The 21698-nt window shown below is 72.1% G+C and carries 21 protein-coding genes and 1 riboswitch; of the genes, 12 read left to right on the top strand and 9 right to left on the bottom strand.

Going from position 1 to position 21698, the window contains the following annotated elements:
• Positions 1-12: 12 nt before the first annotated feature.
• Complete coding sequence (locus G4G93_RS13445) at positions 13-168, top strand: hypothetical protein (protein ID WP_165084919.1); 156 nt, start codon at positions 13-15, stop codon at positions 166-168.
• Here G4G93_RS13445 and G4G93_RS13440 read toward each other — a convergent pair.
• From G4G93_RS13440 to purM, 3 genes are all read right to left on the bottom strand, one after another.
• On the bottom strand, positions 161-550 hold the full coding sequence (locus G4G93_RS13440) for a VanZ family protein (RefSeq protein ID WP_206289747.1): 390 nt from the start codon (positions 548-550) through the stop codon (positions 161-163). The two genes, G4G93_RS13445 and G4G93_RS13440, sit on opposite strands and share 8 nt — an antisense overlap.
• Before the next feature lie 136 nt (positions 551-686).
• Positions 687-1367 (bottom strand): phosphoribosylglycinamide formyltransferase, encoded by a 681-nt coding sequence (purN, locus tag G4G93_RS13435; RefSeq protein WP_165084918.1) that lies wholly within the window; start codon positions 1365-1367, stop codon positions 687-689.
• A complete protein-coding gene (gene purM / locus G4G93_RS13430) occupies positions 1364-2440 on the bottom strand; it encodes a phosphoribosylformylglycinamidine cyclo-ligase (protein ID WP_165084917.1) in 1077 nt (358 codons plus the stop codon). Before purM ends, purN begins: the two co-directional genes overlap by 4 nt.
• Positions 2441-2559: 119 nt before the next feature.
• Here purM and G4G93_RS13425 point away from each other — a divergent pair, with 119 nt between their 5' ends.
• A complete protein-coding gene (locus G4G93_RS13425) occupies positions 2560-3117 on the top strand; it encodes a CDP-alcohol phosphatidyltransferase family protein (protein ID WP_246736750.1) in 558 nt (185 codons plus the stop codon).
• A gap of 162 nt (positions 3118-3279) precedes the next feature.
• Here G4G93_RS13425 and G4G93_RS13420 read toward each other — a convergent pair whose 3' ends face one another.
• On the bottom strand, positions 3280-3654 hold the full coding sequence (locus tag G4G93_RS13420; protein ID WP_165084915.1) for a restriction endonuclease: 375 nt from the start codon (positions 3652-3654) through the stop codon (positions 3280-3282).
• Positions 3655-3793: 139 nt separating this feature from the next.
• A riboswitch (TPP riboswitch) is annotated at positions 3794-3905 on the top strand.
• Between the two features lie 58 nt (positions 3906-3963).
• On the opposite strand from G4G93_RS13420, the gene thiC reads away from it, so the two are divergent.
• The 6 genes from thiC (at position 3964) to G4G93_RS13390 (ending at position 11628) form a co-directional block, all read left to right on the top strand.
• On the top strand, positions 3964-5844 hold the full coding sequence (gene thiC, locus G4G93_RS13415) for a phosphomethylpyrimidine synthase ThiC (protein ID WP_165084914.1): 1881 nt from the start codon (positions 3964-3966) through the stop codon (positions 5842-5844).
• An 11-nt stretch (positions 5845-5855) separates the two neighbouring features.
• The gene (locus tag G4G93_RS13410) at positions 5856-8591 is read left to right on the top strand and encodes an ATP-binding protein (RefSeq protein WP_246736749.1); all 2736 of its coding nucleotides are present in this window, start codon (positions 5856-5858) and stop codon (positions 8589-8591) included.
• Positions 8592-8794: 203 nt separating this feature from the next.
• A complete protein-coding gene (locus tag G4G93_RS13405) occupies positions 8795-9208 on the top strand; it encodes a response regulator (RefSeq protein WP_064503883.1) in 414 nt (137 codons plus the stop codon).
• A gap of 2 nt (positions 9209-9210) precedes the next feature.
• Positions 9211-10242: a response regulator gene (locus tag G4G93_RS13400; protein WP_312891971.1), complete on the top strand. Its 1032-nt coding sequence runs from the start codon at positions 9211-9213 to the stop codon at positions 10240-10242.
• 528 nt (positions 10243-10770) lie between these two features.
• The gene (locus tag G4G93_RS13395; RefSeq protein WP_165084913.1) at positions 10771-11139 is read left to right on the top strand and encodes a hypothetical protein; all 369 of its coding nucleotides are present in this window, start codon (positions 10771-10773) and stop codon (positions 11137-11139) included.
• Positions 11140-11295: 156 nt separating this feature from the next.
• Positions 11296-11628 carry an Hpt domain-containing protein gene (locus G4G93_RS13390; protein ID WP_165084912.1) on the top strand — a complete coding sequence of 111 codons (333 nt, stop codon included), beginning with the start codon at positions 11296-11298 and terminating at the stop codon, positions 11626-11628.
• Between the two features lie 48 nt (positions 11629-11676).
• On the opposite strand, the gene G4G93_RS13385 is transcribed toward G4G93_RS13390, so the two are convergent.
• The 4 genes from G4G93_RS13385 to G4G93_RS13370 all read right to left on the bottom strand — a co-directional run bounded on the left by G4G93_RS13385 (position 11677) and on the right by G4G93_RS13370 (position 16406).
• Positions 11677-13329: a DEAD/DEAH box helicase gene (locus G4G93_RS13385; protein ID WP_165085071.1), complete on the bottom strand. Its 1653-nt coding sequence runs from the start codon at positions 13327-13329 to the stop codon at positions 11677-11679.
• Between the two features lie 153 nt (positions 13330-13482).
• Positions 13483-14331, bottom strand: a complete 849-nt coding sequence (locus G4G93_RS13380) for a transglutaminase-like domain-containing protein (RefSeq protein ID WP_165084911.1) — start codon at positions 14329-14331, stop codon at positions 13483-13485.
• A gap of 150 nt (positions 14332-14481) precedes the next feature.
• Positions 14482-15810, bottom strand: coding sequence for an Nramp family divalent metal transporter (locus G4G93_RS13375; RefSeq protein ID WP_165084910.1), 1329 nt, complete (start codon positions 15808-15810; stop codon positions 14482-14484).
• 89 nt (positions 15811-15899) lie between these two features.
• Complete coding sequence (locus G4G93_RS13370) at positions 15900-16406, bottom strand: nucleoside deaminase (RefSeq protein WP_165084909.1); 507 nt, start codon at positions 16404-16406, stop codon at positions 15900-15902.
• Positions 16407-16450: 44 nt separating this feature from the next.
• On the opposite strand from G4G93_RS13370, the gene G4G93_RS13365 reads away from it, so the two are divergent.
• Entirely contained in the window at positions 16451-18442 is a 1992-nt protein-coding gene (locus G4G93_RS13365; RefSeq protein WP_165084908.1) for a pseudouridine synthase, read from the top strand.
• Between the two features lie 9 nt (positions 18443-18451).
• Entirely contained in the window at positions 18452-19012 is a 561-nt protein-coding gene (gene rsmD / locus G4G93_RS13360; RefSeq protein WP_165084907.1) for a 16S rRNA (guanine(966)-N(2))-methyltransferase RsmD, read from the top strand.
• Here the strand turns inward: rsmD and G4G93_RS13355 are convergent.
• The gene (locus G4G93_RS13355; protein ID WP_165084906.1) at positions 18999-19871 is read right to left on the bottom strand and encodes a serine protease; all 873 of its coding nucleotides are present in this window, start codon (positions 19869-19871) and stop codon (positions 18999-19001) included. The genes rsmD and G4G93_RS13355 overlap by 14 nt on opposite strands.
• A gap of 299 nt (positions 19872-20170) precedes the next feature.
• On the opposite strand from G4G93_RS13355, the gene G4G93_RS13350 reads away from it, so the two are divergent.
• Complete coding sequence (locus G4G93_RS13350) at positions 20171-20854, top strand: hypothetical protein (RefSeq protein ID WP_165084905.1); 684 nt, start codon at positions 20171-20173, stop codon at positions 20852-20854.
• A gap of 136 nt (positions 20855-20990) precedes the next feature.
• The gene (locus tag G4G93_RS13345) at positions 20991-21455 is read left to right on the top strand and encodes a Rap1a/Tai family immunity protein (RefSeq protein ID WP_246736747.1); all 465 of its coding nucleotides are present in this window, start codon (positions 20991-20993) and stop codon (positions 21453-21455) included.
• Positions 21456-21698 lie beyond the last annotated feature (243 nt).

Raw genomic sequence — 21698 nt, 5'->3', positions numbered from 1 at the left:
GAGGAGTCAGCGATGCATGAGGCGGTGCGCATCACGGTGCGGCCCGACGGCCGCTACACGCTCTATCGCGGCGAGACGCCGCTGATCTTCGGCCTGACCCGCGAGATGGCCTTCAGCCTCGCGGAGAGCTGCGGCGTCGTCATCGAGCGGACCTACAGCATCAGCTGAGCCGGGATGCTTCCGTCCCGTCGCGGGCCCCGGCGGGGCGGGGCCAGAGCAGGCCGATGGCCAGGGAGGCCGCCGCGCCGCACGCGCAACCGACGACCTTCACCAGGAAATCGGCGACGCGGCCGTGCCGGGTCGGTTCGAGCAGCTGCAGCGCTTCCAGGAGGCCGGCGGCCCCGATCGTCAGCGCCAGGATCTGCCAGCGGTGGCGCGGATAGCCGAGGCTCAGCAGGAAGGCGAGCGCCGCGAAGGCGGAGAACCGCTCGATCGAGACCGGCATCGTGCTGACCGGCCGGTAACCGATCGGCGCGACGGTCGCCACCGTGACGGCGGCCAGGATCAGCCAGCCGAGTATGCGGGACACGCGGGACAGGGCTGGGGGCATGGGAGAGGGGACCCGTGCGGACCGGACGGTCCGGGCAGTCGGAACGACGCCGATGGCGGTGCCAGATCGCGGGCCGAGTCGCAATCCCGATGCCGGTGATTCGGGGCCGTCGCGGATGGGCTGCGGCACCGTGCCGTCAGACCAGGGCCGGCGCCACCAGCGCGCCCGCGGCAGCCCCGCTGCCCTCCGCGAACACCACCCGGCCCCCGTCGAGGCGGGCGCGGCCGCTCGCCACCAGGGCGAGCGCCGCCGGGTAGAGCCGGTGCTCCTGCACCAGCACCCGGGCGCTGAGACGGTCCTCGTCGTCCTCCGGCAGCACCGGCACCACGGCCTGGGCGACGATCGGGCCGGCATCGAGCTCCGGCACGACGAAATGCACCGTGCAGCCATGGACGCGCACGCCGGCCGCCAGCGCCTGGGCGTGGGTGTGGGTGCCGCGGAACAGCGGCAGCAGGGAGGGGTGGATGTTGAGCATCCGGCCGGCCCAGGCCTCGACGAACCAGGGCGTCAGCACCCGCATGAAGCCGGCCAGGACCAGGAACTCGACGCCGTGACGGCGCAACGCCTCATCGAGCGCGCGCTCGAAGGAGGCCCGGTCCGGATGGGCGCGGTGGTCGACCGCCTCGGTGGCGAGCCCGGCCTCCGCCGCGCGGACGAGGCCGGCCGCGTCCGGCCGGTTCGAGGCGACCAGCACGATCTCGGCCGGGTAGTCCGGCGCCTGCGCGGCCTCCAGCAGCGACACCATGTTGGAGCCGCGGCCGGAGATCAGGATCCCGATCCTGGCGCGCGGCGCCGCGAGCTCGGGGCGCCGGCTCATAGGGCGAGGCGCCCAGACGTGGTGACGGGGCTCTCGCCCCGTTTCGTGATCTGCCCGAGGCGGACCGGCGCCTCGCCGGCAGTCCGGAGCGCCTCGGTCACCGCCTCCGCTCGGGCCGGATCGACGACGACCACCATGCCGATGCCGCAATTGAAGGTGCGCAGCATCTCGGCCTCGGCGACGTTGCCCTGGCGGGCGAGCCAGCCGAAGACCGGGGGCACGACGATCGCGTCGAGGTCGAGCGCGATGCCGACGCCGTCCGGCAGCACGCGGGGCAGGTTGTCGGGGAAGCCGCCGCCGGTGATGTGGGCGAGCGCCTTGATGGCGCCGGGCCCGGTGGCCCTCAGGGCCGCGAGCAGCGGCTTGACGTAGATGCGGGTCGGCTCGAGCAGCGCCTCGCCGAGGCTCTGGACCGGCGCGAACGGCGCCGGCGCGTCGTAGCCGAGGCCGGAGGCCGCCACGATCCGGCGCACCAGCGAGAACCCGTTCGAGTGCACGCCCGACGAGGGCAGGCCCAGCACCACGTCGCCGGGCGCGATGCCCGCCACCGGCAGGAGCGCGCCGCGCTCGGCCGCTCCCACGGCGAAGCCGGCGAGGTCGTAGTCCGACCCGTCGTAGAGGCCCGGCATCTCGGCGGTCTCGCCGCCGATCAGCGCGCAGCCGGCCTGGCGGCAGCCCTCGGCGATGCCCCGCACGATGTCGGCGCCGACCCCCGGCACGAGCTTGCCGGTGGCGTAGTAGTCGAGGAAGAACAGGGGCTCCGCGCCCTGGACGATGATGTCGTTGACGCACATCGCCACGAGGTCGATGCCGATCGTCGCGTGCCGCCCGGTCTCGATCGCGATCTTGACCTTGGTGCCGACGCCGTCGTTGGCCGCGACCAGGATCGGGTCCTTGAAGCCCGCCGCCTTCAGGTCGAACAGACCGCCGAACCCGCCGATCTCCGCGTCCGCTCCCGGCCGGCGGGTCGCCCGCACCAGGGGCTTGATCGCCTCGACCATGGCGTTGCCGGCATCGATGTCGACGCCCGCCTCCGCGTAGGTCATCCCGTTCTGGCGCTCGCCCGTCGTCATCCCTCGACCCTTCGCCTCGATCCCTGATAGTCCGCGACCGCTCTTAGCCGCTCTTGCCCGCGACCGCGAGTCGGGGCAGCCCGGGACGTATGATGCCGCCGAAGCCCCTCCGGAGATCCTTGCCGAAATCCTTGCCGAAATCGCTGCCGAACCTGGTCACCGCCGGGCGCCTCGCCCTGGTGCCGGTCGTCGTGTGGACGATCGCCCGGGAGGCCTGGGAGCCCGCCTTCCTGCTCTTCGCCGTCGCCGGGCTCTCCGACGGCATCGACGGGTTCCTGGCCCGCCGCTACGCCCTGACGAGCCGCCTCGGCGCGATCCTCGATCCGCTCGCCGACAAGGCCCTGATGCTCGCCGTCCTGGTGAGCCTGACGTTCGCCGGGATCCTGCCGGCCTGGTTCCCCGCCCTGCTGGTCTCCCGCGACACCCTCACGGTGCTGGCCGCCGGCCTCGCCCGGCTCGCCGGCCGCCCGCTGGAGACCCCGCCGCTCGCCGTCGGCAAGCTCAATACCGCCTGCCAGATCGCCTTCCTGGCCTGGCTCCTCGGCAGCCGGGCCCTCGGGATCGCGGCGGAGGGCATCGAGGCCGTCGCGATGCCGGCTCTGGCCGGGCTGTCGGTCGCCTCGGCGGTGGTGCAGGGCCTGGCGGGGTGGCGGGCGGGACGGTCGGCTGGGGTGTGAGCGGAGCCTCGCCGGTCCACGAGCGCTCCGCGTCCCGGATCCGCTTCCGCTCTCGCGGCAATCGTCCGGGAAAGGGGAGCCTCCCGAGAAATGCCGGCTCGGCGATGGGCCGTCGTCGTTTTCGGGAATGCCGCGATCCGGCGCCGTCGGGGTCGCCCGGCTTTACCGCACGCTCCGCTTCGACTCCCGCCGCGTCCGGGTCATCCGCGTCGCGGTGTGGAAGTCGTCGGGCTTGGTGCGGACCCAGGCGAGGAAGCGGGCGATCTCCGGCTCGGCCCGCAGGCTGGCGACGTCGCTGAGGCGGCGGGCCAGTTCCGCCTCGCTGTGGCGGGCGTGGATCGCCGAATGGCAGATCTGGTGCAGTTGCACGGTCTCGCCGTGGATGCCGCCCTTCAGCTTCGGCGTCAGGTGGTGGCGGCTCTGGCGGGCGCCGGGCGGGATCCGCCGCTCGCAGAGCGGGCAGATCACATCGGCACGGGCGCCGATGCCATGCGTGGAGGGGTCGTCGTCGCGCCAGCGCCGCTCTCGGCGTCCCAAGTCAGGCTCCTGAAGGGAAGCATCGTCCTGTCTTGCCTATCTGGGTCGCGGTCCCGGGGCGGTTCAAGGCCGGGGGCCGGGATGCCGCAGCGTCCTGCGACGCGCGATTGACAAACCCCGCCCGCCGCCGGACATTCGTCCCGTGACCGAGGGGAGCCCCGCCGACGGGGGCTGAGATTGGACGAGCGTGCGTCCTGACCCTTGAACCTGATCCGGTTCGTACCGGCGGAGGGACGGGAACCTGCCATGACCGACGTGACCCGTGCGTCCTCGCGCCCCGAGGCCGGATCGTCTCCCCGGGAGAGATCCATGAACGCACCCGCCTTCCCCCAAGGACTGCCCCAGAGCGTCACCACCGGGCCGATCACCGGCTCGGCCAAGGTCTATGCCGCGCCGAAGGACCGCCCGGACCTGCGCGTGCCCTATCGGTCGATCGCCCTGACCGATCCGGGCGAGGCGCCGGTGCGGGTCTACGATCCCTCCGGTCCCTATACCGAAGGGCAAGCGCGCATCGACCTCGCCGCCGGCTTAGCCCAGATCCGCGCCGGCTGGATCGAGGGACGGGGCTATCCCGCCGTTGCCCCCCGGCTGGTGCGGCCGGAGGATAACGGGTTCGCCGCTGAGGACAGGCTGGTGGCGCCGTGCCCGGCGGAGCGCATCGTGCGGCGGGGAGAGCCCGGCCGGATGGTGACGCAGCTCGAATTCGCCCGGGCCGGGATCGTCACCGACGAGATGATCTACGTGGCGCACCGCGAGAACCTGTGCCGCGAGGCGATGCTGGCGGGGGCCGAGGCTGGAATCGCCGACGGCGAGAGTTTCGGAGCCGCGATCCCGCCCGTCATCACCCCCGACTTCGTGCGCGAGGAGGTGGCGCGGGGCCGGGCGATCATACCGGCCAACATCAACCACACCGAGCTGGAGCCGATGGCGATCGGCCGCAACTTCCTCGTCAAGATCAACGCCAATATCGGCAACTCGGCGGTGACCTCCTCGGCCGCCGACGAGGTCGAGAAGATGGTGTGGGCGATCCGCTGGGGCGCCGACACGGTGATGGACCTCTCGACGGGGCGCAACATCCACAACATCCGCGGCTGGATCCTGCGCAACGCGCCGGTGCCGATCGGCACGGTGCCGATCTACCAGGCGCTGGAGAAGGTCGGCGGCGATCCGCTCAAGCTCGACTGGGAGGTGTTCAAGGACACGCTGATCGAGCAGGCCGAGCAGGGGGTGGATTACTTCACCATCCATGCGGGCGTGCGCCTTGCCCACGTGCCGCTGACGGCGCGGCGGGTCACCGGCATCGTCTCCCGCGGCGGCTCGATCATGGCGCGCTGGTGCCTCGCCGGGCACCGGGAATCGTTCCTCTACGAGCGGTTCGACGAGATCTGCGACATCTGCCGGGCCTACGACGTGTCGTTCTCGCTCGGCGACGGCCTGCGCCCCGGCTCGATCGCGGATGCCAACGACGCCGCGCAATTCGCCGAGCTGGAGACCCTTGGGGAACTCACCAGGATCGCCTGGGACAAGGGCTGCCAGGTGATGATCGAGGGCCCCGGCCATGTGCCGATGCACAAGATCAAGGTCAACATGGAGAAGCAGCTCGCCGAGTGCGGCGAGGCGCCGTTCTACACGCTGGGCCCGCTCACCACCGACGTGGCGCCGGGCTACGATCACATCACGTCGGGAATCGGCGCGGCGATGATCGGCTGGTACGGCACGGCGATGCTCTGCTACGTCACCCCGAAGGAGCATCTCGGCCTGCCGAACCGCGACGACGTGAAGACCGGCGTCATCACCTACAAGATCGCCGCCCACGCCGCCGACCTCGCCAAGGGCCACCCGGCGGCACAGTTGCGGGACGACGCCCTGTCGCGGGCCCGGTTCGACTTCCGCTGGGAGGACCAGTTCAACCTCTCCCTCGACCCCGACACCGCCCGGGCCTACCACGACGAGACCCTGCCGAAGGACGCCCACAAGGTCGCGCATTTCTGCTCGATGTGCGGCCCGAAATTCTGCTCGATGAAGATCACCCAGGACCTGCGCGCCGACGTGCTGGCGATGGAGGCCGCGGGCCGGGTGGTCGCGGAAGCCACACCGTTGAGCGAAGCGGAGCGGGAAGCCGGCATGGCCCAAAAATCGGCGGAATTCTTGGGCGAGGGCGGGAGGCTGTACGTCGAACCCGGCGAGTAGGAAGACGATCCATGCCGATGCAGGCCCCCGCCACCCCGCCCGGGCCTGCCCCGTCCCCTGTGCCGGGCTCTTCCGTGCCGGGAGGCAAGCGTCCCGGCTCGATCGTGCGCCGCCTGGTCGTCTTCGGCCTCGGCCTGGCGGTGCCGATCCTGATCTTCGGCAGCGTGGCGCTGTGGCAATTCGCCGGCGCCGCCCGCGAGCGCCTGGAGGCGGAGGCGCTCGGTCGCGCCCGGATCGAGGCGGCGGCGGTCGATCGCGAGGTCGCCAACCTGATCGCCACCCTGGAGGCCCTGGGCCTCGCCAACTCGCTCCAGCGCGGCGACGTCACGGCGTTCCGGGGGCAGGCGGAGGAATTGCTGCGCCGCAGCGGCCTGCCGGCGATCCTGCGCGATCCGGACGGACAGCGTCTGATCGACCTCGGCGACGCGCCGATCCCCGAGCGCCTCGACTCCGCGGATGCGAGCGCGCTCAGCGGCCGCGCGGCGGTCTCGGGCGTGATCGACGGGCATTTCCGGGTCACGGTGCCGGTGATGCGCCGGGGCGGCGACGCCGTGCTCTACCTCCTGTCCTTCTCCCTGCCGACGGAGCGGCTGCGCGACGTGCTCGCCTCCGGCGGGGTGCCGAAGGACTGGGTGATGAGCGTGATCGACCGCGACCACCGGGTCCTGACCCGCACCCGGTCGCCGGAGCGGTTCACCGGCGCGCAGGCGCCCGACGAGTTGCGCGCCGCCACCAGGCCGGAGGGGAGCTGGCGCGGCACCTCGCTCGAGGGCGAGCCGTTCTTCGTCGCCTATGCGCGGGCCGGTGTGCCGGATTGGCGCGTCGCCGTCGGGGTGCCGGAGGAAGCGCTGGCGGCCCCCGTCCGGGCCTCCCTGGTCTGGTTCGCCGGGCTCGGCATCATGCTGGCGGCCATCGCCGCGCTCCTGGCGCTGGCCTTCGCCCGCAGCATCGCGGCGCCGCTCCAGGCCCTGCGCGACCAGGCGGTGGCCCTCGGCCTCGGCCGCGCGGCGCCGGCGCTGACCGGGGTGCCGGCGGAGGTCGCGGCGGTGAGCGCCGAGATCGCCGGCGCAGCGCAACGCCAGCGCGAGCGGACGGCCGAGCGTGCGCGGGCCGCCTCGGCCCTGCGCGCCGAGACTCAGCGCCTGGAGGTGCTGAACCGCCTCGGCACGGCCCTGTCGAGCGAGCTCGACCGCCAGCGCCTGGGCGACGCGGTGGTGGAGGCCGCCACGCACCTGACCGGGGCGGCCTACGGCGCCCTGTTCGAGCGGGTGCCGGAGAGCCCGGACGGGCCGGAGCACTGGCGGCTCCTCAGCCTCACCGGCGGCCCGCGCGAGGCCTTCACCCGCTTCGGCCTGCCGCGGGCGACGACCCTGTTCAGCGAGACCTTCGCGGCCGGCGGGGTGGTCCTGAGCGAGGACGTGACGACGGATCCGCGCTACGGCAGCCATGGCGGCATGCCGAAGGGCCACCTGCCGGTGCGCAGCTACCTCGCCGTGCCGGTGGTCTCGGGGGAGGGCGTGACCCTCGGCGCGCTGCTGTTCGGCCATCCCGAGCCGCACCGCTTCGGCCCCCGCGAGGCCACCCTGATCGAGGGACTGGCCGGCCAGGCGGCGGTGGCGATGGACAATGCCCGCCTGTTCGCCTCGGTGCGGCGCGAGCAGAGCCGGTTCGAGGCCGCCGTCCAGGCGGTGCGCGGCGTGCTGTGGACCAACGATTGCGAGGGCCGGATGCACGGCGAGCAGCCGGCCTGGGCGGCGCTCACCGGCCAGACGCCCGAGCAATATGCGGGTTACGGCTGGGCCGAGGCGGTGCATCCGGAGGACCGCGCCGGCTCGGTCGCGAGCTGGAACGAGGCGGTGGCCGAGCGCCGGCGCTTCACCTACGAGCACCGGGTGCGCCGCCACGACGGGGTCTTTCGCACCTTCGCGATCCAGGCGGTGCCGGTGCTCGATCCCGACGGCACGATCCGCGAATGGGTCGGCGTGCATTCCGACATCACCGAGCAGCGCGCGGCGGAGGCGGCGTTGCGCGAATCGAACGAGGAGATCCAGCGTTACGCCTACATCGTCAGCCACGACCTGCGGGCGCCGCTCGTCAACATCATGGGCTTCACCAGCGAGATCGAGGCGAGCCAGGACGACATCCGGACCGCCCTGGCGGGCCGGCCGGGGGCCGAGCGGATCGACGCCGACCTCGCCGAATCGGTGGGCTTCATCAAGGCGGCGATCACCAAGATGGACGGGCTGATCAACGCCATCCTGAAGCTGTCGCGGGAAGGGCGGCGCAACTTCCAGCCCGAGCCCCTGGCGATGACCGCCCTGGTGCAGGGGCTGGCCGATGCGCAGCGCCATCAGGCGGACACGGTCGGCGCCGTCATCACGATCGGCGACCTGCCGGACCTCGTCGCCGACCGGGTGGCGGTGGAGCAGATCTTCGGCAACCTGATCGACAACGCGATCAAGTACCTGGCGAAGGACCGGCTGGGCCGCATCGCGGTGACGGGCTCGGTCTCGGACGGTCTCGCGACCATCCGGGTGAGCGACAACGGCCGCGGCATCGATGCCCGCGACCACGCCCGGGTGTTCGAGCTGTTCCGCCGTTCCGGCGTCCAGGACCGGCCGGGGGAGGGGATCGGGCTCGCGCATGTCCGCACCTTGGTGCGGGCGCTCGGCGGCCGGATCGACCTCGCCTCGGAGTTCGGGGCCGGCACCACCTTCGCGGTGACGCTGCCGCTCCGGCAGGCCTGAGAGGCGGTGCAACGGCAGGTTAACGTGACCGGCATGTTTTCTACGCCAGCCGCGTGTCCACGGCCACGAAAAATGGTCTAGAGAGTGTGTGACGGGAGCATGTCTCCCGCGGTCGGCGCAGGTGCGCGAGCGAGGAAGAGGCGTCCCGGTCCGTCCGGATCCGCGCCACGGGGAGTTGTCAGGTGCCGGCCGTACACATCGTGATGATCGAGGACGACGAGGGCCATGCCCGGCTGATCGAGCGGAACATCCGCCGCGCCGGGGTGAACAACGTCATCGAGTCCTTCCGGGACGGGACCTCGGCGCTCGCCGCCCTGTTCGGCCCCGACGGCAGCGGCGAGATCAATGCCGGCCGGCCGCTCCTGATCCTGCTCGACCTCAACCTGCCGGACATGACCGGCATCGACATCCTGCAGAAGGTCAAGTCGAACCCGCACCTGCGGCGCTCGCCGGTGGTGATCCTGACCACCACCGACGACCAGCGCGAGATCCAGCGCTGCTACGATCTCGGCTGCAACGTCTACATCACCAAGCCGGTGAACTACGAGGGTTTCGCCAACGCGATCCGCCAGCTCGGCTTGTTCTTCTCGGTGATGCAGGTTCCGGAGAGCGCCTGACCGTGCCCGGCCCGGTCCGCCTGCTCTACATCGACGACGATCCCGGGCTGGCGCGGCTCGTCACCCGCACGCTGGCGGGCCGCAGCTGCGAGGTGGTGCACGCCGCGGACGGCGAGGCGGGCCTCGCCCTGATCGCGTCGGAGCGCTTCGACGTGGTCGCCCTCGACCACCACATGCCCAACGAGACCGGGCTCGAGATCCTGCCGCGCATCCGCGCGCTGCCGGAGGCGCCGCCGGTGATCTACGTCACCGGCTCGGAGGACAGCCGCGTCGCCGTGGCCGCCTTGAAGGCCGGCGCCGTCGACTACGTCTGGAAGGACCTGCAGGGCCACTTCCGGGAATTGCTCGCCGAGGCGGTGGCGACCGCCGTGCTCCAGGACCGCACCCGGCGCGAGAAGGAGCGGGCCGAGGCCGAGGTGCGCGAGGCCCGCGACCGGGCCGAGCTGCTCCTGCGCGAGGTCAACCACCGGGTGGCGAACAGCCTCGCCCTGGTGGCGGCTCTGGTGCGGATGCAGGCCAACACCGTCACCGACGCCTCCGCCCGCGCCGCCCTTGAGGAGACCCAGACCCGCATCACCGCGATCGCCGGCATCCACCGGCGCCTCTACACCTCCGACGACGTGCGGGTGGTGGCGGTCGACGCCTATCTGGCGACCCTGGTGGAGGACCTCGACGGGGCGATGAACGCCACCGGTCAGCGCCACCGCATCCTGCTCGACGCCGTGCCGGTCGAGGTGGCGACCGACAAGGCGGTCTCGCTCGGGGTGATCGTCACCGAACTCGTCACCAACGCCTACAAATACGCCTATCCGGAGGGCGTCACCGGCGAGATCCGCATCACCGCGCGGCGGGACGGCGACACGCTGCGCCTCACGGTCGCCGATGACGGCGTCGGCTGGCAGGGCGCCGGCACGCCGCGCGGCACGGGTCTCGGCTCGCGCATCGTTCGGGCGATGGCGTCGAACCTGCGGGCACAGATCGACTACGCCCAGGCCGAGCGCGGCACGGCGGCGAGCATCGACATCGCGCTGTAAGTCGTTTTCGCAGATCGGCGTGGTGCGGCGCGATCATTCTGCGCCCGATCGTGATCGTGAGCGACGTCTTCGCCCGGATGCTCCAGCCTTGTAGCGAGCACCCCGACCCTTCCGCCTTCTGCGGGGAGGGCGGCCCCTGCGTCGGCGGTGGGCGGGAGAGAGGCCGCGCAAGGCCGCTCCATTTGGCGCCTGTCATGAAGCGCGCGACCTCTCCGAAAACGGCGTCCCCCACACCTTGCCGCGATGCCGAGCAAGTCCGGCATCGCCTGGAGAGGGGACCCCGCGCTTGATGCTAAAAGTCTATTTGCGGGACAGTTCTGCACCGAGGGGGAGGGATGGCGGCGCACCGCCCGACATTCACCTCGCAACCCCTTCTAAAATCCCGCCATCCCCGAAATTTCGCGCGATTGATGAATCCGCCGAAACCCCACCTTAACACAACCTTCATCCGCCAGCCCGGCGTTAACACCCGGGTAGGACTCGGAGGAGCTAGCTAAGCACGAACAGGTCACGCGAAAGGATTTGGCAGTGATCGGGACCAGCAGCCTTTCCGCGGCGCTTCCGCCGGCCGCGGTCGAGCCGACGACGCGCAGCAATACCGGCCGGCCTCCCCGGCCCAGCGCCGACCCGCCCCTCGATCCGGCGGTGACCCTCGACTTGAGCCCCGCGGCGAGGGCGATGCCCGCCCCACGGCCGAACGCCGCCGAGGTCGCCGACAAGGCGCAGTACCAGCGCGACCTCGACAGCAATCAGATCGTGTTCCAGGTCGTCGGTCCGGACGGATCGGTCGTCGAGCAGCTTCCCTCCGAGGCCACGTTGCGGGCGCGGACTTATGCCCGCGAGGCGGAAGCCGCCCGGTCGACCGAGATCGGCACGGCGGTGGCGCGCTCGGCCTGACCGGGAGGGGCGGGCTCGATCCGGGGGATCGAGTCCGATCCAGGGGATCGGCCGGTTGGCCGAGCATCATCGCCGCGTCATCTCCTGTACGTTCGTGGTCCGTGAGCCGTCAGGCGCACGCCGACGCGCCTGACGGCGCCATTGGAGCCGGACGCCATGGAGACGACGCCCTCCCTCGATGCCGCGATCTACGCCGATCTGCGTCAAGCCGTCGGCGACCAGGCGCTGCCGGTCCTGCTCGGGCGCTTCAAGGCGCAGCTGCAGGACTGGTCGGTGAGCGGGGAGATGGCGACGCTCGGCGCCGCGGCGCACGGCGTCATCGCCTCGTCTGGGCTGATCGGCTTCACCCGCCTGTCGCGCCTCTGCGCCGCCCTGGAGACCGCCTGCACCGCCGGCGATCTCGACACGGTCCGGGCGCTCGCCGCCAGGGTATCGGACGAGAAGGCCTTCGCCGAAGCCGAGGTCGCCCGGCTGATCGCGGCGGGCTGACGCCTCGTATCCACGGAACCGAGCGTCGTGTTCCGGCGACCGCCGGTATCACGCCACCCGCCGCGTGTCGGTCCAGGTCGCGCCGCCGGCGAGGCGATAGTCGACGGTCTCCGAGAGCCGTCCGGTCGGCACGATACGGACCGCCTCCGGTCGGGAAAGCTCGTCGCAGCGGCTCAACGCCTCGTCGATGTCGAGGGGGGCGGGCATCTCGCCGCCGAGGCGGCGCCACCATTGCACGGCCTTCTCGCGGGCGAAGCCCGAGGCCTCCAGATCGAGGCGCACGGTCATCGCGTCCTCGTCGCCCTCCAGCGCCACCGCCAGCACGTCGGGGCCGCGCACCCGCCCCTCGCGGGTGAAGCGCCAGCCGGCGACCGGCCACCAGCGCGCGTGGGCCTCGCGCACCACCGCGACGGTGCCGGCGGAGAGGACCGCGGTCTCGTCGTCGGCCACCGCCTCGTGCGGCATCTCGGCCGCGTCCTCCTCCGGCTCGACCCAGCAGGCCTCGCAGGTGCTGGCATTGAGCGCGATCAGCGCGCCGCAACCCGGGCAGGGCTTGGCCCGCGGGCCGCCGGACTCGCCGAGGAGCCGCGCCCGCGCCACGGCATTGGCCGAGAGCACGTCGATCGGCCCGTGGCGGCGCACGAGGCCGGCATAGTCGAGGACGAGGGCGTCGGTCTTGCCCTTGGCCAGGCGCAGGCCCCGGCCGACCTGCTGCACGTAGAGGCCGGTGCTCTGGGTCGGGCGCAGCAGCGCGATCAGGTCGACCTCCGGCACGTTGAAACCGGTCGCCAGCACGCCGACCGAGGTGAGGCAGCGCAGGCGCCCGGCCCGGAAGTCGCGCACGATGCGGTCGCGCTCGCGCTTGCCCGTCTCGCCCGAGATCGATTCGCAGGAGAAGCCTTCCGCCCGGATCGCGTCGCGGACGGCGTCGGCATGCTTTACCCCGGCGCAGAAGGCGAGCCAGGCCCGGCGCCCGGCGCCGAACGCCACCATCTCGGCCACCGCCGCCTTGGTGATGACGTCGCGGTTCACCGCCGCCTCGAGCGCCCCCGGCACGTAGTCGCCGGCCCGCAGCGGCACGCCGCTGACGTCGAGGGTCGTCGCCGTCGCCTTCGAGACCAGGAGCGAGAGGTAGCCCTCACGGATCAGGTCGCCGACCTGCGCCTCGTACACGATGGCGTCGAAGACCCGGCCCTTGCCCTCGTCGAGGCGCCCGCTGTCGAGGCGGTAGGGCGTGGCGGTGAGCCCGACGAGGCGCATGTCGGGGGAGCGCGCCCGCACCGCGTCGAGGAAGCGGCCGTAGCGGGTCTCGGCGTCGCGGGGGATCAGGTGGGCCTCGTCGATCACCACGAGGTCGAAGCCGCCGGTCGCCTCGACGCGGTTCCACACCGACTGGATGCCGCAGAACAGGATCGGCCGCGTCTCCTCCCGCCGCCCGAGCCCGGCCGAGACGATGCCGGCCGGAGCCTCCGGCCACAGGCCCAGGAGTTCGGCGTGGTTCTGGGCGATCAGCTCGCGGGTATGGGTGACGACGGCGATCCGGGCCTGCGGATGGCGGGCCATCGTCTCCCGCACCAGGGTGGCGATGACGAGGCTCTTGCCGGCCCCGGTCGGCAGCACGATCAGGCCGCTGCGGCCGCCGCGCGCCCAATCGGCCTGGAGCGCGTCGAGGCTCGCGCGCTGGTAGGGACGAAGCAGCATCGCGCCGCCATAGCCGGAGAACGCGCGGGCATCCAGGCTTGACAGCGGCGGGAGGTACTCAACTCCGATGAGCGAATCGAAAGAATTCAACGTCGGAGGCATGGATGCCCCTTCTCCCCGCGCACGGGGAGAGGGGAAAACCCACGCCCCGTTCTACTCCGCCGCCTGCAGCCATTCCGCCTGCTGCGGCGCCTCGTCCACCACCTCGTCGGTATGGACCTCGAACTTGGCGAGCCAGGCCGGGCCGAAGCTCGTCGAGATCGCGACGTCGGTGGCATCGCGGCCCCGCGCCATGACGATGCGGCCGATCCGCGGCGTGTTGTGGCGGGCGTCGAACGTGTACCAGCGCCCACCCAGATAGACCTCGAACCAGGCCGAGAAATCCATCGGGTCGGGCACCGCCGGGACGCCGATATCGCCGAGATAGCCGGTGCAGTAGCGCGCCGGGATGTTCATGCAGCGGCAGAAGGTGATGGCAAGATGGGCGAAGTCGCGGCAGACGCCCTCGCGCTGGTTGAAGCCGTCGAGGGCCGAGCGGGTGGAGTCGGCGCGCTGGTAGTCGAAGCGGATGTGGTTGTGGACGTAGTCGACGATGGCCTGCACCCGCGCCCAGCCTTCCGGCGTATTACCGAAGAGCTGCCAGGCAGTGTTCGACAGCTTGTCGGTGTCACAATAGCGGCTGGCGAGCAGGAACGGCAGCACGTCGTCGGGCAGATCCTGGACCGGGTGCTGGATCGCGTCGGGGGCGAATTCGTCCACCTGACCGCTGTCCTGGACCAGGAAGTCGGCCGAGAAGGTAATGCGCCCGCCGGGCGCCGTCACGCGGGTGCAGAGGTTGCCGAAGGAATCGACGAACCGGTGCGCGGGGACCGGCGGGTCGATGGTCATGGTGTCGGGCGTGATCAGGTCGTGCGCCCGGGACGGATGCACGTTGAGCATCAGGACCATGGCGGTCGGGCCGGGCGTGTCGAAGGCGATCGAGTAGCCGGTGCGGATCTTCATCGTAACGTCCACGCAGATCAAAAAACGTGGTGTCTCAATCCTTGGGCTGCGCCGTTGTTCCGAGTTCTCGGACAGGTTGACGCACGATTCGCGCCCAAATGTTGTGCAGACGCCGCACCACTCCGGAAGCGTCTGCTTCCTGACATTGCGTCAGTCGCCGAAGACCGTGTCGACGAGGAGCTTCAGGTTCAGGCCCACGATCACCGCGGCGATGCTCCAGGACAGCACCGTGAGCCAGGCCGGGATGACGAAGACGCCCATCTTGCGCCTGTCCGAGACGAAGCTGACGAGGGGGATGACCGCGAAGGGCAGCTGCATCGACAGGACGACCTGGCTCAGCACCAGGAGCCGCGCCGTCCCCGCGTCGCCGTAGAGCCCGGTGACGATCACCACCGGCACGATGGCGATGCCCCGGGTGAGAAGGCGTCGCGCCCAGTCCGGCAGGCGCAGGCGCAGGAAGCCTTCCATCACGATCTGGCCGGCCAGCGTCGCGGTGACCGTGGAATTGAGGCCCGAGGCCAGGAGCGCCAGCGCGAACAGGGTCGAGGCGAGGCCGATGCCGAGCAGCGGCGAGAGCAGGGCATGCGCCTCCTCGATCTCCTGCACGCCGGTATGGCCGCCGCCGTGGAAGACCTTGGCTGCCATGATGAGGATCGCCGCGTTGACGAAGAGCGCCAGCGTGAGTGCGATGGTCGAATCGGCGACCGCGAAGCGCACTGCGCTCCGCTTGCCGGCCTCGTCGCGCGGATAGGCCCGGGTCTGCACGATCGAGGAATGCAGGTAGAGATTGTGCGGCATCACCGTGGCGCCGATGATGCCGATGGCGAGGTAGAGCGCGGCCGGGTTGGTGACGATCTGGGTCGAGGGCACGAAGCCGCCGAGCACCTCGCGGATCGGCGGCGCCGCCATGACGATCTGAATCGCGAAACAGGCGAAGATGATGGTGAGGAGCGCGATCACGAAGGCTTCGAGCGCCCGGAAGCCGCGGCGCATCAGCAGCAGGATCAGCAGCACGTCGAGCCCGGTCAGCACGGCGCCGACGACGAGCGGCAGCCCGAACAGGAGCTTCAGGGCGATGGCGGTGCCGATCACCTCGGCGAGGTCGCAGGCGATGATCGCCGCCTCGCAGGCGAGCCAGAGCACGATCCCGACCGGGCGCGGATAGGCGTCGCGGCAGGCTTGCGCCAGGTCGCGGCCGGTGGCGATGCCGAGCCGCGCGGCCAGCGCCTGGAGCACCACCGCCATCAGGTTCGAGAGCAGGATGACGGCGAGCAGGGTGTAGCCGAACTGCGCGCCCCCGGCGATGTCGGTGGCCCAGTTGCCCGGGTCCATGTAGCCGACCGAGACCATGTAGCCCGGCCCCAGGAAGGCAAGCAGCCGCCGCGGCCAAGAGCCGGTGGCGCGCACCGGCACGCTCGCGTTCATCGCTCCGAGGCTCGGCTCCGCCGCACCGGCGCCTCCCGCCCACCCGTCCCGCATCCGCCCATGCTCCGTCGCCCCCGGCCGATCCGGGCTGTCGTCATATAGCCACTGCTATATTGATGTGAGAAGGCTGAATTCCAGGGCGATCAGTCGCGACGATCGCGAAAGAAGCCGCGCAGCAGGAGGGCCGCCTCGCTCTCGCGCAACCCCCCGTAGACATCGGGGGCGTGGTGGCAGGTCGGCTGGTTGAAGAAGCGCGGCCCGTGCTCGACGGCGCCGCCCTTCGGATCGGCGGCCGAGAAGTAGAGCCGGCGGATGCGCGCGAAGCTGATCGCGCCGGCGCACATCGCGCAGGGCTCCAGGGTGACGTAGAGATCGCAGCCGGTCAGGCGCTCGTCGCCGATGGCCGCGCAGGCGGCGCGGATCGCCAGGATCTCGGCATGCGCCGTCGGGTCGCGGTCGGCCCGGGGGCGGTTGCCGGCGACCGACAGCACGGCGCCGTCCCGCACCACCACGGCGCCCACCGGCACCTCGCCGCGGGACGCCGCCTCGCGCGCGGCGTCGAAGGCGAGGCCGAGCGGATCCGGGTGCGAGGCCCCGGTCGGCGAAACGGCCCCGCTTGCCGACAGCCCCCCCCTTGCAAAATCGCGCATCGGTTCCACTCGCTTCGCCACACCCCGTCTGGTATCAGGCGCGCATGAACGACATCAACGACGACGAGACCGGGGCGCCGCAGCAGCGTCACGGACGGGACGAGGCATCCGCGGGCTCCCCCGAGAAGCAGGCTCCGGCCAAACGCGGCGCGGCCGCCAAGCCGGCCGAGGCGGAGCCGGAGCGCATCGCCAAGGCGATCGCCCGGGCGGGCATCGCCTCGCGGCGCGACGCCGAGGCGATGATCCTGGAGGGCCGGGTGACCCTGAACGGCCAGCGCCTCGACTCGCCGGCGATGAACGTGACCCCCGACGACCGCATCACGATCGACGGCGAGCCGCTGCCGACCCGCGAGCGCACCCGCCTGTGGCTGTTCCACAAGCCCCGCGGCGTCGTCACTACCGCCCGCGACCCGGAAGGGCGCCAGACGGTGTTCGACGTGCTGCCCGAGGACCTGCCCCGCGTGGTGGCGGTCGGCCGCCTCGACATCAACACCGAGGGGCTGCTGCTCCTCACCAACGATGGCGGGCTCGCCAAGGTCATCGCCCATCCGGAAACCGGCTGGCTGCGCCGCTACCGCGTGCGCGCCTTCGGCGACGTCGATCAGGCGATGCTCGACGGGCTTCGCAAGGGCGTGACCATCGACGGGATGGAGTACGGCCCCATCGAGGCGACGATCGACCGGGCGCAGGGCGACAACGTCTGGCTGACGCTCGGCCTGCGCGAGGGCAAGAACCGCGAGGTCAAGCGCATCCTCGAGCATCTCGGTCTGTCGGTGAACCGGCTGATCCGGCTGTCCTTCGGGCCGTTCCAGCTCGGCGACCTCGAGGTCGGGCTGGTGGAGGAAATCCGCACCCGGGTGCTGAAGGACCAGCTCGGCCACAGCCTCGCCGAGCAGGCCGGCGTCGATTTCATCAGCCCGGTCCGCGAGCCGATCGCGGCGTTCGGCTCGCCGAAGGCCGCCGCCCGCAAGGCAGCGCAGGAAGCCGGTCTGCAGAACGCCCCCCGCGGGCGCGACCCGGCCCGGCCGCAATTCGGCAAGCCGCCCGGTGCACCGGCGGCCCGCCGCGGCCCGCTGCCCCCGCCGCGCACGGCCTGGCGCGACTCCGAAGCCGAGGCGGCGGGCGACCTGCCGAATCGCGGCCGGGTGCATCGCCGCGGCGACAGCCCGCAGGAGATCCGCGCCGCCATGGCGGACGCGCCGCGCAAGCGCGTCGGCGCCATCGCCAGCGGCGACCGCCGGGTGCTGGTCGAGCGCCTGGTGCCCCAGCCGCAGGAGGAGGCGGCGCCGCACCGGCGCACCAAGTTCCGCGACGCTGACGGCGCTCCGGATCGCGCTCCCCGCGGCGACGACCGCCCGATGCGGCGTGACCGGGACGGCGATGCCCCGCAGCGCGGCCCGCGCGGTGGCGGCAATTTCAGCGGGGCCAAAGCCGGCCTCGGCGACGACGGTGGGCGCGGCCGCGGCTTCGGCCGGTCCGGCGGACGCCCCGAGGGCGGCGCCGGCCGCTCGTTCGAAGGCCGCTCCGGCGGCGGCCGGTCCTTCGGGGCCGGCGGCGGTGAAAGCCGCGCCTTCGACAAGCGCGGTGAGGGCCGCTCCTTCGGTAGCGAGGGCCGTGGCCCCGGCGGCCGCGGCGAAGGCCGCGGCTTCGGCGGCAAGGGCGGCGACGGCCGCCCCTTCGGCGGCAAGGGCGGCGACGGCCGCTCGTTCGGCGGCAAGGGTGGCGAGGGCCGCGGGCCCGGCGGCCGGGGTGGTGAGGGCCGCTCGTTCGGGGCCAAGCCGGGCGGCGGCAAGTCGTTCGAGGGCAAGTCGTTCGGCGGAAAGTCGTTCGGCGGAAAGCCGGGGGGTAAGTCCTTCGGCAAGCCCGGCGGCGGATCCTTCGCCGGCAAGGGCGAGGGTCGTCCGGGCGGCGGCGGCAGACCCGGGGCGAAGTCCTTCGGCAAGCCGGGCGGCGGCTTCCGCTCCGGCGGGGCCGGCGGCGCGAAGCCGGGCGGGCGTCCGGGTGGTCGTCCCGGCGGCGGCCGGCCGCGCGGCTGAGCCTGACCGATGCGGATCGTCGGCGGTGCCTTGCGCGGTCGCAATCTCGCCGGACCGCGCAGCGACGCGATCCGGCCGACCTCGGACCGGCTGCGCGAGGCGATGTTCAACGTCCTCACCCACGCCTATGACGACCCGGTCGAGGGTGCCCGCGTCCTCGACCTGTTCGCCGGCACCGGGGCACTTGCCTGCGAGGCCCTGTCCCGCGGCGCCGCCTTCGCGCTTCTCGTCGACGAGGGGGCGGAGGCGCGCGGGGTGATCCGGACCAACCTCGACACCCTCGGGCTCGGCGGCGTGACACGGCTGTTTCGCCGCGACGCCACGCGCCTCGGCGCCGCGCCGCCCGGCGATCCGTTCGGCCTCGTCTTCTGCGATCCGCCCTATGGCCGCGACCTGGCGCCGAAGGCGCTGATGGCGGCCGGGGAGGGCGGCTGGCTCGAGGACGGCGCCCTCGCGGTGGTGGAGGAGGCGGCCTCCGCCGTCCTCGACGCGCCGGACGGCTTCACCGAGCTCGAACGCCGGACCTACGGCGACACCCAGGTGGCGTTCTGGCGCTTCACCTCGGCCTGACCGCCCCCGACTTCATCGTCTCCGGCCCGGTCATCTCGTCGAGCGCGCCCGCGAAGCTGGAGGCGGCGACCCCGACGCCGCTCGCCGACCGGTAGGCATTGCCCACCCGCACGCCCTGCGTCACCGCGGTGTGGATCCCGACCAGCGCGGCACCGCCATCGGCATCGAGCACTAGCACGGGCGCGCCGGATTCCCCCGACATCGACTCGCACAAGTCGCTGAGCATCCCAGCCGCCGGGGCGTCGATGCGGGCGGCGCAGCCGCGGTGGATCACCGGCAGGTAGGGCCGGTCGGCCGCGTAGCCGGCGAGCGCCACCGCGGCACCTGGGCGGCCCCCCGGCAGGTCGGCATTCGGCAGGACGAGCCACGGCACGGGCTTCAACGCCATCGGCTGGCGCAAGGTGAGGACCACCCAGTCCCGCCCGATCATCTCGGGCGCGATGCGGTCCCGGCCCGGCCGTGCGGCCGACCGCAGGTCGATGCCGGGAGCGAGGCGGAACGCCTCCACCTCGGCAGTGCCGGTGTTCAGATCACGGGCCTGGCCGGCGACGAAGTGGATCTGGTGCGGCTTGACCCAGGTGTCGAGGCGCGCGTCGAACAGGCAATGGGCGGCGGTCAGCACATGGCGCGGCCCGACCAGGGTGCCGGTGCAGTGGCTGCGATGGGCCGGCCCCTGCACGACATTGACCCGCCCGATCGCCGTGAATGGCCAGGCCGTCGGCTCCATCGGCACGCGCTTGTCGGGCTGCGGGCCGTGCGGCGGCGCCTGCGCCGAGGCCGGCCCCGGCACGATCGGCCCGAACGCCAGCGCGCAGGCGGCGAGCGTCCGGATCGCTTCGCGCTTCCACGGCAGGATCATCGTCGGCCTACGTCAACCGGTGCCCTGCTGCGCAATCTACCGGGCTGGACCCCGTGTTCAAGCCGGTGCAACGGAGACGGCGGGGCGAGAGGAGCGGCCGAGCGGGCGGGGTCCGGAGCATCGTCCCACGGCTCACGCCGTCGCGGCTCCTCCGATCGGAGAGGGCGGGGCCGACGCGGTCATAAATTATTCACCTTTGGCGCGAAGCCCGGAACTGGCAGGCTCCCGTCGAGGTTAATCCGCCGAGTACCAGTACAGCTTTCCTACACGTCACCGTCGCACTTCACTGGAGAGGCTTCATGCCGCTGCACCAGACCCTGCCTGCTGCGCGGCTGCGCGCCATCGTCCTGACGGTCACCTCGGGTTGCCTGCTGATCGCCTCGGGGGCCGGGGCGCGGGCGGCGGACGGCGACGGCCTCGACTTCCTCCGGCAGATCTTCTCGCCGCCGCAACAGACCTACGCTCCGGCGCCGGTGGCGCAGCCCTACGCCGTCCAGCCCTACGACGCGCCCATGCGCCGCCGCGTGAGCCGGCGCAACCGCTTGGCCGTGCAGGCCAAGGCTCTGCGCGGCCGGACCCGCTACGTCGCACTGCCGAAAGCCGACGCGAAGGTGGAGAAGGAGATCAAGCCCCTCGCCGTGACCGTGTCGCCGCTGAAATCCCTCGATGCCCGCACCGCGCTAATGCGCGATCCGACCCTGCGGCCCGGGGACATCGTGATCATGCCGGAGGGGCCGCGGGTTTTCCACGGCGAGAGCGGCAGCGAGACGCACAAGATGAGCGATTTCCAGGACGTGAACCGTCCGGGTGTCGTCGCGAGCAAGACCCGCAAGGAGCTGCTCGCCATGACGGCGCCGATCGGCGCCTTGCCGGCCGATGCCGCCCGCCGGATGATGGCGCAGTACCAGAAGGCAGCCCCGGCCGTCGTGTCGACGCCGCGCGTCGAGGCGACCCTAGCCCGGGTGGTGTACCCGGCGCGCTGACGGGTGTCTTGGCCCTCGACCCGCCCTGCGGCAACGAAGGTGTGATTGACCGAACCTGAGACGCGGCGGCATGCGGCTGCGCTTGCTAGGATGGGGTGGGCCGCAGGCAAGCGGCCTGCCGCGTCGAGTTCTCCGCATGTCGATCCTGAACCGGTTCTGGAAGTTCGCGCCGTCCCGCGGCAGGCGCCTGCGGCTTCCCGAGCCCCGCTCCCCGGCCGCCGCCCTCATCGCGTGCGTGACCGGGGCTCTGCTGCTCGGTCCCGGACCGGTATACGCCGCGGAGGGCGCGGTGCTGGTAGCCCAGTGCAAGAGCCTGCTGCGCGGCGCCAAGGTGCGCGGCGATCAGGTCGAGTTCCGTCAGGATCCCGAGACCGTCGGCTGCTGGGCGTTCATGGCCGCGGTGCAGGATCTCGCCGGGGTCGCCGATTCCCCCAATCAGCCGCCGATCCTCGGCGCCTGCCTGCCCGCTGACGGCAACAGGCTGCAACTCGTCCGGGCGGTCGTGGCTTATGGCGGCGCCCATCCCCCGGCCCTGCGCGAGAATGCCGGCGTCCTGGCCCTGCTGGCCCTGCGCGACGCCTTCCCGTGCCGGAAGGGATGATCCGCCGCACGAGCGGGTGGTCTAGCCGAAGAATCCGGGGTCGTGCGCCGGGTCGAGCGCGGCCACGCAGCTTGCAAGCCCCGTCGACAAGGCATGTCGATCCCGGGCCATCATCGCTCTCGCATCGCCCGCGCGTGAAAAAGGTTCCCGGCAATATTTCTCGTGGCTCCGCTTGCACGGACCGATGCCGCTCATACTCTGACTGAGTAGGGGAGGTCAGGCGCCGGAATCGTACCGCGTCCC

Origin of the sequence: Methylobacterium sp. DB0501, from assembly GCF_011043735.1 — a bacterium.
GTDB classification, from domain to species: domain Bacteria; phylum Pseudomonadota; class Alphaproteobacteria; order Rhizobiales; family Beijerinckiaceae; genus Methylobacterium; species Methylobacterium alsaeris.
The sequence above is the reverse complement of the archived record's forward strand: the minus strand, read 5'-3'. Positions and strand labels throughout refer to the sequence as shown.